The organism is Duganella sp. GW821-FHT07F09 (genome assembly GCF_059418705.1).
Genome location: NZ_JBWKQJ010000011.1, coordinates 39,291 through 53,830 on the forward strand (window position 1 = coordinate 39,291; position 14,540 = coordinate 53,830).

Annotated in this window: 8 protein-coding genes; 6 read left to right on the forward strand and 2 right to left on the reverse strand. The window is 65.2% G+C overall.

All coding sequences use genetic code 11. The features are described 5' to 3' along the window. Positions 1-47: 47 nt before the first annotated feature. From AC07P1_RS25895 to AC07P1_RS25920, 6 genes are all read left to right on the forward strand, one after another. Positions 48-1,673: an alkaline phosphatase D family protein gene (locus tag AC07P1_RS25895; RefSeq protein ID WP_494698533.1), complete on the forward strand. Its 1,626-nt coding sequence runs from the start codon at positions 48-50 to the stop codon at positions 1,671-1,673. Positions 1,674-1,835: 162 nt separating this feature from the next. Further along, positions 1,836-3,779 (forward strand): hypothetical protein, encoded by a 1,944-nt coding sequence (locus AC07P1_RS25900; RefSeq protein ID WP_494698534.1) that lies wholly within the window; start codon positions 1,836-1,838, stop codon positions 3,777-3,779. Positions 3,780-4,038: 259 nt separating this feature from the next. Further along, entirely contained in the window at positions 4,039-7,395 is a 3,357-nt protein-coding gene (locus tag AC07P1_RS25905; protein ID WP_494698535.1) for a transglutaminase family protein, read from the forward strand. A gap of 44 nt (positions 7,396-7,439) precedes the next feature. Next, positions 7,440-10,133, forward strand: a complete 2,694-nt coding sequence (locus tag AC07P1_RS25910; RefSeq protein ID WP_494698536.1) for a circularly permuted type 2 ATP-grasp protein — start codon at positions 7,440-7,442, stop codon at positions 10,131-10,133. Then, positions 10,130-11,101 carry a transglutaminase family protein gene (locus tag AC07P1_RS25915; protein WP_494698537.1) on the forward strand — a complete coding sequence of 324 codons (972 nt, stop codon included), beginning with the start codon at positions 10,130-10,132 and terminating at the stop codon, positions 11,099-11,101. Before AC07P1_RS25910 ends, AC07P1_RS25915 begins: the two co-directional genes overlap by 4 nt. 227 nt (positions 11,102-11,328) lie before the next feature. Further along, complete coding sequence (locus tag AC07P1_RS25920) at positions 11,329-12,462, forward strand: zinc-binding metallopeptidase family protein (protein ID WP_494698538.1); 1,134 nt, start codon at positions 11,329-11,331, stop codon at positions 12,460-12,462. A gap of 19 nt (positions 12,463-12,481) precedes the next feature. Here AC07P1_RS25920 and AC07P1_RS25925 read toward each other — a convergent pair whose 3' ends face one another. Both AC07P1_RS25925 and adhP read right to left on the reverse strand, forming a co-directional pair. Next, positions 12,482-13,249 carry a substrate-binding periplasmic protein gene (locus tag AC07P1_RS25925; RefSeq protein ID WP_494698539.1) on the reverse strand — a complete coding sequence of 256 codons (768 nt, stop codon included), beginning with the start codon at positions 13,247-13,249 and terminating at the stop codon, positions 12,482-12,484. A 113-nt stretch (positions 13,250-13,362) separates the two neighbouring features. Next, positions 13,363-14,391, reverse strand: coding sequence for an alcohol dehydrogenase AdhP (adhP, locus tag AC07P1_RS25930; RefSeq protein WP_494698540.1), 1,029 nt, complete (start codon positions 14,389-14,391; stop codon positions 13,363-13,365). Positions 14,392-14,540 lie beyond the last annotated feature (149 nt).

Genomic DNA, 14,540 nt, shown 5'->3' on the forward strand with positions numbered 1-14,540 from the left:
ATTTCATCGTCATGTCATATTAAAAACCTAAGCTTGCTCCCTCTCAAATGATTGGAGCAAGCATGACTTCATCGATTTCGCGTCGCAGTTTCCTGGCCCAGGGTGGGGTGTTGGTGGGCAGTTCTGCGTTGGGCGGCCCTCTGTTGCTTGGGGGCTGTGGCGGCGGCACCGCCCCCATCGCAATCGGTGTCAGCGAGAATGAACGGCCCAAGATGCCGTCGGGAATACAGTTCGGCGACATCACGGACAATCGGGCGATCATCTGGAGCCGGAGCGACCGCAACGCGCAGATGATCGTCGAATACGACACCAGCGACCGTTTCAACAACGCCAGCCGCATCGTTGGCCCCACTGCCAGCGATGCCACCGATTTCACGACCCGTGTCGACCTGGGCGGCTTGCCCGCCGGCCAAACGGTATTCGTGCGCGTGCGCTATGTGGATCCCAACAATTCGAAAATCGAAAGCGAAACCATCTCGGGCCAATTCAGGACCACGCCTGCTGCCGATGGCGCCAAGGCCGTGCGTTTTCACTGGAGCGGCGACCAGTGCGGCCAGGGCTGGGGCATCAACACCGAGTTTGGCGGCATGAAAATCTATGAAGCGATGCGTTTGCGCGACCCGGACTTTTTCATCCACAACGGCGACACGATTTATGCCGACGGACCTATCCTGGCCCAGGTCACGGCGGAAAACGGCCAGGCCTGGCGTAATCTGGTCACGGAAGAAGTCAGCAAGGTCGCGGAGACGCTGAAGGAATTCCGCGGCCGCCATGCCTACAATATGATGGATGCGAACTTCCGCAAGTTCGCCGCCCAGGTGCCGCAGGTCTGGCAATGGGACGATCACGAAGTGACGAATAACTACAGCGCCGCCAAGGATTTATCGGCCGATGCGCGTTACACCGAAAAAAGCATTGCGACCCTCACCACCCGTGGCCGTCGCGCCTTCCTCGAATATGCGCCCATGCGCTATTACAAGCAAAGCGAACCGCAGCGCATTTATCGCACCATCTCGCACGGCCCGCTGCTGGACGTGTTCGTCGTGGACATGCGCAGCTACCGGGGCCCGAACAGCACCAACCTGCAAACCGGGGAAGACGCCAGTTCGGCATTCCTCGGTAGTGAGCAGATGGAATGGCTGATCGCCGGCCTGAAAGCCTCGACCGCAACCTGGAAAGTCATCTCCGCCGACATGCCCATCGGCCTGAACGTCGGCGACGGCAAGAACGCCCAGGGTGAAGCGTTATGGGAAGCGCTCGCCAACGGCAACGACGGCCTTCCCCTCGGCCGCGAACTGGAAATGGCCCGCCTGCTCAGCAGTATCAAGGCGGTCCCCAACGTCGTCTGGATCACCACCGACGTCCACTACTGCGCCGCCCACTATTACGATCCCGCCCAGGCCCGGTTCACGAACTTTTCCCCATTCTGGGAATTCGTCGCCGGCCCGATGAATGCCGGCACCTTCGGCCCGGGCGTGCTCGACAAAACCTTCGGCCCCACCGCGGTGTTCTCGAAAAGCCCGCTGATCCAGAACTCCTCGCCGTTTGCCGGCTACCAGTTCTTCGGTGAAGTCAATATCGACCCGCGAACCAAGGCGATGAAGGTCGAGCTGTTCAACCTCGACGGCGTCTCGCAATTTGCGCAGACGCTACCAGCGGCGGGTGTAGCGTAGGCAGTGCCGTAATCCAATAAGTGGGGGCGGAAAGTAGGGGCGTTGCCTCCTTCCGGTGACCATTTGGCGCGTACCAACCCTTCCTTCGGCGGTTGGCCCCGGGGGAGGGAGGGGGCTTGCATTATTTGCTATAATGCGGCGCCTCCTCTTCCTCCATTGTCAATGAACATACCCCGCCGCTCGCCGGCTCCAGGATTCGTCCGCGCCGCTCTGCTGATTCTTGCCGTTATTGCCCTCACCATCAGTTTCACAGGCGTCATGTGGACCGACTCGGTCGATCTGGCGCACCACTACGCGCTGGTGGTGCGGCTGACGGAACATGGCAACGGGCCGTTTCCGTTCGATACCAGCCTGGGGGAAATGAATGTCTACCCGCGCCTGGCGCATCAGATGGCGGCCGGTGTCGGGCGCCTGTGGTCGTCGCCCCTGATGGGCATGCAAACGCTGGCCGTGCTGAGCATGGTGCTGGGCTGGGCCGGCCTGGCATGGCTGATCAGCAGCCTGCCGCAACGCATGGCCGCCGTCACGGCGCTGGCGCTCGCCGCGTTGTTCGCCGCCAACCACTATACTTTGCGCATGCCGCTGCAGGGCGATGAGTTGTTCGGGAACTTCTTTTACCCGCAATTGCTCGGGCAAACGCTGTTTATCGCCATCCTCCCGCTCAACCTGTTTCTTGAAAAGAAAGCCGTGGCCGCGTGGCTGCGCTATGGGCTGCTGGTTCCTGCGGTTTATCTGCTGACCGGCATACATTTGCTGCCCGCCCTGACATTGCTGGCGATGATGGGATTGATGATCTGCACCGAGCTGCTGGTGATGTGGCGTCGCCGACAGCCCGGCCTGGCCGCCACCGGCGCGATCGGGGCCGGTCTCCTGCTGTCGGCGCTTGGCGCGCTGGCCAGCCATCCCGGCTTTGCGGTGATGCGGGAGATCAGCAAGCAGAACGGCTATATCGCGTTGCGCCATCTCGACAGCACGGTGGCGCTGATGTCGTACAGCGGCGCGGTCGCGCTCGCGTCGGCCACGCTGGTGCTCTGCTGGGCGCGCCGGCAGGGCGAGGCGCCGCTCCTGGCGCTCAAATACATCGGCTTGTACGGGCTGGCCGTTTCAGGCTTGTGTCTGGCGCAGGGGCTGGCCTGGCCGTTCGGCTTCGGTTCGGAATACGCCATGCGTAAATATGTGTTCTCGCTCGATACGGTGGCGTTGATCGAGCTGGCGGTGCTGCCGGCCCTGTTACTCGCGCGCAAGGTGGAAGTGGCCGGTGCCCGTTGGTATGCAGTGTTGCAGTATTGCCTGCTGCCGGCGGGACTGACGGCGCTTGCGTGCCTGACGATCACCTCCAGGCCGGTCGTTCGTCCCACCCAGCAGTTGATCGCGCTGGAAAGCGGCGTCAAGACGCTGCGGGAGCGTATCGGGCGTCCCGAGACCGGCAAATACGATTATGTGATTGGCGTCAACAACAGTTCCGCGGTCATCGACTACATGATGTCGATCAGCCAGTTGCGCCTGGCGCGTCTGGAAAATCCGAACGCCGCCAGCCTGCTGTTTCAACGCGACATCGATAACTGGGCGGACGTGGACCGCATCGTCACGGCGGAAAACGGCGGCTACGACCAGTACCCGGCGTGCCGCGTAGGCGCCCCGCTGGGCGCTCTGGTGGCGCTCAAGGCGGAATGCCTGCTGCGCCAAATCCGTGACAGCGCGCGCATCGAATTGACGGACGCCAATAAAATTTTCCTGTGCACCACGCACGGGATCAGCGCGCGCGAGGGCGGCGGCTCATGGACCGATTCGCGTGAAGCAACGCTGCGCTGTCCGCTGCCGCAAGGCGGCGGGGCGCCGGACCGGGTTGATGTCGAAGTCCATGCCTTCCGCGGGGATGTCGCCGACATGCGCGCGCTGGTCTGGGTGGAGGGGCAGCCGAAGCGGCAATGGACCGTCGGCGGATCGCGCCCGCAGACGCTGTCGCTGCCGCTCGGAGGTCAGGCCGCGCGGGAAGCTGTCATCCGCTTCGAAATCCCCGACGCCCGCTCACCGCAAGAGCTGGGCTTGGGCGACGACCCCCGCAAGCTCGGCTTGTTTGTGCGCGCCATCGAGTTCAAGGACTAGCGCGGCCGCACCGCCATGGTCCCCGGTTGCCCTCAGTAAACGGCGGATTGATGTGGGGTGCCGGGATTTTCGGTGTTTTCAGCTACTATGACTAAGCTTACGCAAGCGAACGCCTTGCCGACATCTTCCGGGACACCCGCTGGCCTCTTGGCTGCGGGTACGGATCCTGCTTTATCATCAAGATAATAGAACATCCCCGGCGCCTCGGCAGTGTTGCTGCCTTCGTCCCCGTGCAATACTTACCGAAAGGCACTATCGAATGGCCATCCGCGTCGCCCTGCACCATAAAACCAGCTACAAATTCGACCGTTTGGTCACGCTTTCACCGCACGAAGTGCGCCTGCGCCCGGCGCCGCACGCGCGCACGCCTATCCTGTCGTATTCGCTGAGCATCACCCCGGCGCAGCACTTCCTCAACTGGCAGCAAGATCCATACGGTAACTACATCGGCCGCGCGGTGTTCCCGGAAGCGACCAAGGAGCTTGACTTCACGGTCGACCTGATCGCCGACATGACGGTCATCAATCCGTTCGACTTCTTCCTCGAGGACTATGCCCAGCATTTCCCGTTCGACTATCCGGAAGCCCTCAAGATCGAGCTGGGCAGCTATCTGCACTTCGAGGAAGATCCCGAGGTCGTCGAGTGGATCGCCACGGCACGCCGCGACATCCTCAAAAAAGACCTGATGACGAACGACTTCCTGGTCGCCATCAACCAGCGCCTGCAGGGCGACATCGGCTACCTGGTGCGCATGGAGCCTGGCGTGCAAACCCCCGCCGAAACGCTGGAGAAGCGTTCCGGCTCGTGCCGCGACAGCGGCTGGCTGCTGGTGCAGATCCTGCGCGGCATGGGGCTGGCCGCGCGTTTCGTGTCCGGTTACCTGATTCAATTGAAGGCCGACCAGCAGGCGCTCGACGGTCCGAGCGGCACCGATGTCGACTTCACCGACCTGCACGCGTGGGCCGAGGTCTACATCCCCGGCGCCGGCTGGATCGGCCTCGATCCGACCTCCGGCATGCTGGCCGGCGAGGGCCACATCCCGCTGGCGTGCACCGCGATCCCGTCGTCGGCCGCGCCGGTCAGCGGCTTCACCGACGTCGCCGAGGTGGAATTCCACCACGTGATGACCGTGACGCGCATCCACGAAGACCCGCGCGTGACCAAACCCTACGCCGACGCCGACTGGCACAAGATCGACGCCCTTGGCCAGCAGGTCGACTACGACCTGCAAGCGATGGACGTGCGCCTGACCCAGGGCGGCGAGCCGACCTTCGTCTCGATCGACGACATGGACGGCGCCGAATGGAACACCTTGGCGCACGGCGACAAGAAGCGCGAGCTGGCCGGCGAGTTGATGCTGCGCCTGAAAAACCACTTCGCCCCCGGCGGCATGCTGCATTACGGCCAGGGTAAATGGTATCCGGGCGAGCCGCTGCCGCGCTGGGCGCTGAACATTTTCTGGCGCACCGACGGCCAGCCGATCTGGCGCAACAAGGCGCTGTTCTCCGACGAGAAAAAGGCCGACGGCTACGGCGCCGACCACGCCAAGCGCTTCACCGAGGCGCTGGTGAGCACCCTCGGCCTGCCGTCCGACAGCCCGATTCCGGCCTACGAGGACGTATTGCTGCAAGCCCGCCGCGAGGAGAACCTGCCGGTCAACCTCGATCCGCTCAAGGCCGACCTGAAGGCGCCGGAGGAACGCCGCCGCCTGGCGCGCCTGCTGGAAAACGGCTTGGGCGCGGTGGCCGGCTATGTCGTGCCGCTGAAACCCGAGGAACTGGCCGACGACGCCCGCGCGCGCCTGTCGATCGCCTTGCCGACCACCTGGCGCACGTCGGCCTGGCCGCTCAAGCGCGAACACCTGTACCTGATCGAGGGCGAATCGCCGCTCGGCCTGCGCCTGCCGCTGAACGCGCTGCCGTGGGTCCAGCCTGAGGACGAGGAGCCGGAATTCGACCGCGATCCGTTCGAACCGCGCGGCCCGCTGGCGCCTGCGGCCAAGGGCGATGGCGTGCCTTCCCACGCGGAGGTCGACCTGGCCGCCCGCAAATCGGCCGCCAAGAAGGTCGATCCGGCCCCGGCGCCGCGCGAGGTGATCCACACCGCGCTGTGCGTCGAGGTGCGCGGCGGCCGCCTGCACGTGTTCATGCCGCCGCTCAAACGCATCGAGGACTACCTGGCGCTGGTGACCGCGATCGAAACCACCGCCGCCCACCTGAACATGAAGCTGTGGCTCGAAGGCTACCAGCCGCCGCGCGATCCCCGCGTCAAGCTGCTCAGCGTGACCCCCGACCCCGGCGTCATCGAGGTCAACGTGCAGCCGGCGGCCAGTTGGAAAGAGCTGGTACACAACATGACCACCCTGTATGAGGAGGCGCGCAAGACCCGCCTGGGCACCGAGAAATTCATGAACGACGGCCGCCACACCGGCACCGGTGGCGGCAACCACGCGACCCTGGGCGGCGCCACGGTCGCCGACAGCCCGATGCTGCGCCGTCCGGACCTGCTCAAAAGCTTGATCACCTACTGGCAAAACCACCCGGCGCTGTCGTACCTGTTCTCCGGCACCTTCATCGGCCCGACCAGCCAGGCGCCGCGCGTGGACGAGGCGCGCGACGACAACCTGTACGAACTGGCCATCGCCTTCCAGCAAATGGACAAGGTGCTGCCGACCCTGCACGAGGGCGACAAACCGTGGATGGTCGACCGCCTGCTGCGCAACCTGCTGGTCGATTTGACCGGCAACACGCACCGCTCCGAGTTCTCGATCGACAAGCTGTATTCCCCCGACGGGCCGACCGGCCGTCTCGGTCTGGTAGAATTCCGTGCCTTCGAGATGCCGCCGCACGAGCGGATGAGTCTTTTGCAGATGCTCTTGCTGCGGGCCCTGGTCGCGCGTTTCTGGCGCCAGCCCTACCAGGCCAAGCTGGTCCACTGGGGCACGGCGCTGCACGACCGCTGGATGCTGCCGCACTTCGTGGCGCAGGATATCCGTGACGTCGCGCGCGATTTGCGCGCCGCCGGCTACCAGTTCGAGGAGCATTGGTTCGATCCGTTCATCGAATTCCGCTTCCCGCGCTTCGGCACCGTGGTGTACGAGGGCGTGGAGATGGAGCTGCGCCAGGCGATCGAGCCATGGAACGTCCTGGGCGAGGAAATGACCGGCGGCGGCACCGCGCGCTACGTCGATTCGTCGGTCGAGCGCATGCAGTTGCTGGTGCGCGGCCTGACGGACGGGCGCCACGTGGTCGCCTGCAACGGCCGCATGCTGCCGCTGCATCCGACCGGCGTGCCGGGAGAATATGTGGCCGGCGTGCGCTTCCGCGCGTGGAGCCCATGGTCGGCGCTGCACCCGAGCATCAAGGTGCAGGCCCCGCTGGTGTTCGACCTGGTCGACACGTGGAGCGGGCGCGCCATCGGCGGCTGCACCTACCACGTGGTGCACCCGGGCGGGCGCAGCGAGGACAGTTCGCCGATCAACGCCAACGCCGCCGAGGCGCGCCGCTTTGCCCGTTTCTGGGCGCACGGCCACACGCCGGGGCAGATGTATGTGTACAAGGAAGCACTGAATCCGAGCCTGCCGATGACGCTCGATTTGCGCTGGCAGCCTGATTGAGCGCACTATAGAAGAAAAACTAGAAGAAAAACCGATCGACCGCGATGCCTAAGCAACTGCTATCCAAATATCTGGCCGCACCGGATAGTTTCGACGAAATGCTGGACGCCTCGAAAGAGCCGCGTCCGCATTGGCGCGCCATGTTGGACGGCCTGCGCGCAGAAGCGCCCGATTTGATGCGCCAGCGCCTCGAAACGGTGCAGCGCGAGGTGCGCCAGAACGGCGTCACCTACACCGTCTACGGCGACACCAAGGGCACGCACCGGCCGTGGGACCTGAACCTGCTGCCGCTGATCCTGCCGCGCCAGGAGTGGGAGGGCATCGAGGCGGCCGTGATCCAGCGCGCCACCCTGCTGAATCGCCTGCTGGGCGACGTCTACGGGCCGCAAAACATGCTGAAGGAGGGCCTGCTGCCGCCGGCGCTGATCCACGGCCACGCCGGCTTCCTGCGCGCCGCCCACGGCATGCACCACCCGGACGACATCGCCCTGCATTTCTATGCGGTCGACCTGGCGCGCGCGCCCAACGGCCGCTGGTGGGCCACCGCCGACCGCACGCAGTCGCCGTCGGGCGCCGGCTACGCGCTGGAAAACCGCGCCATCGTCGGCCGCAGCTTCCCGGCGCTGCTGCGCGACATGAAGGTGCGCCCGCTCGAAGGCTTCTTCGGCACCATGCGCGACAGCCTGGCGCACTGGGGCCGCCGTTGCGCCGCCAACGGCGACGCCCATCCGCTGCGCGCCGGCGAGGCGCCGCTGATCGTGCTGCTCACGCCCGGCCCCTACAACGAAACGTATTACGAACAAGCCTACCTGTCGCGCTATCTCGGCCTGCCGCTGGTGGAGGCGGGCGATCTGACGGTGCGCGGCGGCATCGTGTTCATGAAGACCCTGTCCGGGCTGCGGCGGGTGCACGTCATCATGCGCCGCGTCGACGACGATTTCTGCGATCCGCTGGAGCTGCGCTCCGACTCCGCGCTGGGCGTGGCCGGCCTGACCGAGGCGGCGCGCCGGGGCAATGTATTGGTCACCAACAGCCTGGGATCGAACCTGCTCGAATCGGGCGCCTTGCTCGGCTTCCTGCCCGCGCTCAGCGAGCGCTTGCTCGGCCAGCCGCTGCGCATGCCGTCGGTGGCCACCTGGTGGTGCGGCGAACCGGCCGCGCTGGAGGAGGCGATCGAAAAGCTGGACCAGCTGGTGATCATGCCGGCTTTCCCGCAGCTGCGCCAGGCGCCGGTGTACGGACGCGACCTGAAGGACGCCGCCCGCGCCGCGTTGATCGCGCAGATGCGCGCCAACCCGAACAACTACGTCGCGCACGAACTGGTGCGATTGTCTCAGGGACCGGTGTACCAGCCGGAAACCGGACGCCTGAGCGCGCACTCGATCGGCCTGCGCGTGTTCGCCTGCGCCACGCCTGAGGGCTACGTCGTCATGCCGGGCGGGTTGACGCGGGTGGCCACCGGGCCGGACGCGCGCGTGATCACCATGCAGCATGGCGGCGGCAGCAAGGACACCTGGGTGCAGGCCAGTTCGCAGGCGCGCCATCATCAACCCGTCCCGCGCAGCATGACCGCGCAAGACCTGGTGCGCGACGATACCCAGCTGTCGAGCCGCATGGCGGAGAACCTGTTCTGGCTGGGCCGCCACACGGAGCGCTGCGACGATATCGCGCGTCTGCTGCGGGTGGCGCTGAATATCGTCTTCAACGTGCGGGCCGGCTATCCCGGCGCCGAATGGCCGACCGTGGAATCGCTGTGCGCGTGGTTCCAGCTGACGCCCATGCCTGAACCGGAGCCTGCGCAGCGGCAGAGCCAGCAGAGCCAGAGCACGGATCAGCAAACCCAGAGCCAGGACCAGCAGACCCAGACCCAAAGCCAGGATCAAGGCCAAAGTCAGAGCCAGGGCCAAAGCCAAAGCCAACGTGGGGCGCCGGAACCCGGGCCCGAGCCGGCGCCGGCCCGCATCGCGCACGACGCCCAGATCGAAGCGGCGCTGTTGATGGCGGTGGTCTCGCCGGAGGTGCCGGGGCTGGCGCGCCAGCAGCAGCAGCTCTACAACACCGCCAGCCAGTTGCGCGAGCGGCTGTCGGTCGACAACTGGCGCGCGCTGAACCGGCTGGTCGAACGCGCCGGCGGCGCCACGTTGCCATCGCAATCGGAGGCGATGACCATCCTCGACGACGCCGCCGCATCGTTGATGACCTTGACCGGTTTCGGCCTGGACGGCATGACGCGCGACATGGGCTGGCGCTTCCTGTCGCTGGGGCGGCGCCTGGAGCGCTTGCAATTCCAGAGCATGGTGCTGCGGGCGGCGCTGGGCATGGACCCGGAGGGCAACCTGGACTGGGTGCTGGAGCTGTCCGACAGCATCGTCACCTACCGCGCGCGTTATCGTGCCCAGCCCGAGTGGCTGCCGGTGCTCGACCTGCTGATCCTCGACGATAGCAATCCGCGCTCGATCAGCCATCAACTGCATGGCGTGCTTGAAGGCTTGCGCAAGATCGCCAAGGTGTACGGTCCGTGCGGCGAGCACAATCTCGCCCCGTTGGAGACCGAACTGCTGTCGCTGTCGCCGGAGGCTGACCTGTACGGCGGCAATCCACGATTGATCGACCTGCTGGCGCGCGTGCAGAATGCCAGCGAGGTGATGGCCGAGCAGATCGGATTGCAGTTCTTCAGCTACACGGGCAGTTTGCAGAACAAGTTCGAAACGCCGTGCGCGCCGGGGTACGCTCGATGACGCAATCCCAAACCCAGCAAACCGCCAGCCCGCTGCCGAACACCGCCAGCGACACGCCGCCACCGCAAACGCCGACCGCGTGCGCGCGCTACCTGGTGGTGCACCAGACGCGCTATAGCTATCAAAGCGCGGTGTCGCTGTCGCAGCAATACCTGCACATGACGCCGCGTTCGTTCGACTACCAGCGCACCGAGTCGCACCGGATCGTGACCGACCCGCCGGCCGAGGACATCACCGACGGCGCCGACTACTTCGGCAACCTGACGCGCCATTTCAGCATCACCGCGCCGCACAGCGCGCTGCTGGTGCACGTCGAATCGACACTGGCGCTGTATCCACGCCGCACCCTGGAGCAGATCGCCGACAGCGCGCCGTGGGAACTGGTGCGCGACCTGATGCTGACCGACCGCAGCGACGCCACCCTGGAGGCGTGCCAATACCTGTACGCGTCGCCGCATGTGGGCCTGAGCGGGGAGCTGACCGACTACGCGCGCGACAGCTTCAGCGCCGGCCGGCCGCTGCTCGACGCCGCGCTCGACCTGACGCAACGGATTTTCGACGACTTCGAGTTCGACAGTACCGCCACCGACATCTCGACGCCGCTCGAGCAGGTGCTGAGCGGACGGCGCGGCGTGTGCCAGGACTTCGCGCAACTGATGATCGGCGGCCTGCGCGGCCTGGGCCTGCCGGCGCGCTACATGAGCGGCTATTTGCTCACGCACCCGCCGGAGGGGCAGCCGCGCATGATCGGCGCCGACGCCTCGCACGCCTGGGTGTCGGTGTACGACCCGGCGCTGGGCTGGATCGACTTCGACCCGACCAACCGCTGCCTGGTGCAGCACGAGCACATCGTCACCGGCTGGGGGCGCGACTTCAGCGACGTCACGCCGATGCGCGGCATCGTGCTCGGCGGCGGCGAGCAGGCGTTGCAGGTCAACGTCACGGTCACGCCGCTGGAGCTTGTATAAACCGGGAGGGTCAGGTCCGACATTCGGACATTGGGGAACTTTAGTCCGCCGAAAAGGTTCTTCGTTTTTCCGGTTTGTCCGAATGTCGGACCTGACCCCCGCGGGTGTTGTGAATCCGCGCGGTTCCGATCCTATGCGCGGTGGCTAACTGAACTACGCGACATGTGTGGCTATGATGGCTGCAAGCGTCTCTTCCGGCGATCGCACCCACTCATCTTCCAGACAAAATGAAAACCTTTCACTGCGACAAATGTGCGCAACAAGTGTTCTTTGAGAACACCTTGTGTTTTAACTGCGACAGCATGCTCGGCTACCAGCCGGACCAACGCGTCGTCAGCAGCTTCGAGGCTGCCGAGGAAGGCACGTGGCGCAGCCTGAACAAGAAGGATGCCGGCCGCCTTTACAAGCAATGCAGCAACTACGTCAACCATCAGGTCTGCAATTGGATGCTCGACGCCGAAGATCCGAACGAATTGTGCGCCTCTTGCCAGCTGACCGTGGTCATTCCGACCCTGAGCACCGATAAGAACCATCTGTTTTGGCAGCGTTTGGAATCGGCCAAACGGCGCCTGCTGTATTCGCTGTATTCGTTGCACCTGACCCCGGTCTCCAAAGAGGAGGATGAGGAAAGCGGCCTGGCCTTCCAGTTCCTGGAGGACGGCCCGGGCGACGACGAGAAGGTGATGACCGGCCACGACAACGGCCTGATCACGCTCAACATCGCCGAGGCCGATCCGGCGCAGCGCGAGCGCACCCGCGAGCAGATGCACGAACACTACCGCACCCTGCTGGGCCATTTCCGCCATGAGAGCGGACACTACTACTTTGATCGCCTGATCGCCGACAGCGAGTGGATCGACGGCTACCGCGAGCTGTTCGGCGACGAGCGCCAGGATTACAGCGAGAGCCTGAAGAAACATTACGAGAACGGCGCGCCGGCCGACTGGGAACAGCACTTCATCAGCACCTACGCCAGCTCGCACCCGTGGGAAGACTGGGCCGAGACGTGGGCGCACTACCTGCACATGATCGATACGCTGGAGACGGCGCACGCGTGTGGCCTGTCGCTCAAGCCGCGCAAGAAGGAGGAGCCGGAGATGGTGATCACCGCGCCGCCGTTGAAGATCGATTCCTTCGACGAAATCATCTCGGACTGGTTCGCGCTGACCTATGTGCTCAACAGTCTGAACCGCAGCGTCGGCACGCCGGACTCGTATCCGTTCAAGCTGCCGACGCCGGTGCAGGAGAAGTTGCATTTCATCCACAAGGTGGTGTTGGCGCAGGTGGAGAAGAAGGCCAAGCCGGCGCCGAAGGCCGTCGTTGCGCAAGACAAAAAGGCGCCGGCGGTGGCAACCGCCTGACGCGCGCAGCACCACCGCCTTACGGTTTGGCGGGTGGCGCGCCCGGAATCTGCAGCAGGTCGCGCCAGTAGTCGCGCTCTATCCTGGACAAATCCACGTCCTGGGCGGCCAGGTCGAACGCCCGCTGTTGCTCCAATCCCTGGGCCGTGTGCTGGAAACACACGTGCACGCTGCGCGTGGCGAACAGGTGGTCGACTGTTTCGACGCGGTCGCGCTCGGCTTGCGTGTAGCGGTCGGCGGCCAGCAGGTAGCGCAGCATACGTTTTTCGATGACGATGGCGGCGAAGCGGCGCGCCAGCAACTTGCGGACGTTGATTTCATCGCTGATGGCCGGTTCGACCGCTAGCGCGCCCGATCGCACGAGACCGTCGAATTGCTCGCCGTACGAGTAGCCGCCCACGGTGCCGATGCGCACCGTTTCCAGATCCTTTAGCGCGCCGGCCGTCACCGGCTTGTCCTTCAGATAGGCCAGCACCGTGTGCCGGCTACCGACGGCGCTGGAGAAATAGCACGTCTTCTCGCGCTCCGGATTGCGCACCATCGCCACCACGCCGGCGTAGGCGCCGTCGTGCAGGCCGATTTCCACCGCGCGCTTCCACGGGAAGTAATCGATCCGCGCGGCGTAACCCATGCGCGTGACCACCGCCCCGATCAGCGTGCCGGTCAGCCCGTTGCCCGGCAGCGCGCGACTAAAAAACGGCGGCCATTCCTCGGTGGCGAAGCGCATTACGGGCGGCTCGGCGGCGAGCGCCGGCATGCTCAGCAACAAACCTGTGCAAAATTTCAACAGCCGTGACAGCTTCAAGCAGCCCCCGATCTCACCGCGACGCAATAGTGGAAACCTATGCTCCCACAAATTGCCGGCCTCGGCAAAGATTTGTTGCCCGGAGGAGAATGCGGCTAGCGCTCGAAGTCGAGCACGACGCGGCCCTCGATGTCGCCCCGCCGCATACGGGTGAACACGTCGTTGATGTTCTCCAGCGTGTCCGTGCTGACGGTGGCCCGGACCTGGCCGCGCGCGGCGAAGTCGAGTGCTTCCTGCAAGTCGAGCCGGGTGCCGACGATCGAGCCGCGCACGGTGATGCCGTTGAGGACGGTGTCGAAGATCGACAGCGGGAAGTCGCCCGGCGGCAGTCCGTTGAGCGAGACGGTGCCGCCGCGCCGCACCATGCCCAGCGCCTGCTGGAACGCCTTGGGCGAGACGGCGGTGACCAGCACCCCTTGCGTGCCACCCAGTTCTTTCTGGATGAAGGCGGCCGGATCTGTCCGCAGGGCATTGACCGTCACCGTCGCGCCCAGCTGTTCGGCCAGTTTGAGCTTGCCGTCGTCGATGTCGACCGCCACCACGTTGAGCCCCATGGCCTTGGCGTACTGCACCGCCATGTGGCCCAGTCCGCCGATGCCGGAGATCGTGACCCAATCACCCGGTTTGGTGTCGGTGACCTTCAATCCCTTATAGACGGTGACGCCGGCGCACAGCACCGGCGAGATGTCGACGAAACCGACGTTGGCCGGCAGGTGGCCGACGAAGTTCGGATCGGCCAGCACGTATTCGGCGAAGCTGCCGTTGACCGAGTAGCCGGTGTTTTGCTGTTCGCCGCACAGGGTCTCCCAGCCGCCGAGGCAATGCGGGCAGTGGCCGCAGGCCGTGTACAGCCACGGCACGCCGACCCGGTCGCCCTCCCTGACATGGCGCACGCCGGCGCCGACGGCGACCACATGCCCAACCCCTTCGTGGCCGGGGATGAACGGCGGCTTCGGCTTGACCGGCCAGTCGCCCTGGGCCGCGTGCAAGTCGGTGTGGCAGACGCCGGTGGCGGCCACCTTGACCAGTATCTGGCCGGGGCCGACCTGCGGCACGGCGACCTCCTCGATGACCAGCGGCTGGCCGAACTCGCGGACGACCGCCGCCTTCATGGTTTTTTGCATGGTGCTGCTCCTTAGTGGGGGATTGAAACGACGCGTCGACGCCGATACAAGCCAGTCTCCCCCTTACTATTTGCAAAAACCATGATGCAGATCAAAATACTCTGGAACCGCACGAACTGGCCGCCGGCCGGCGCGCATGGCCCCCTCGC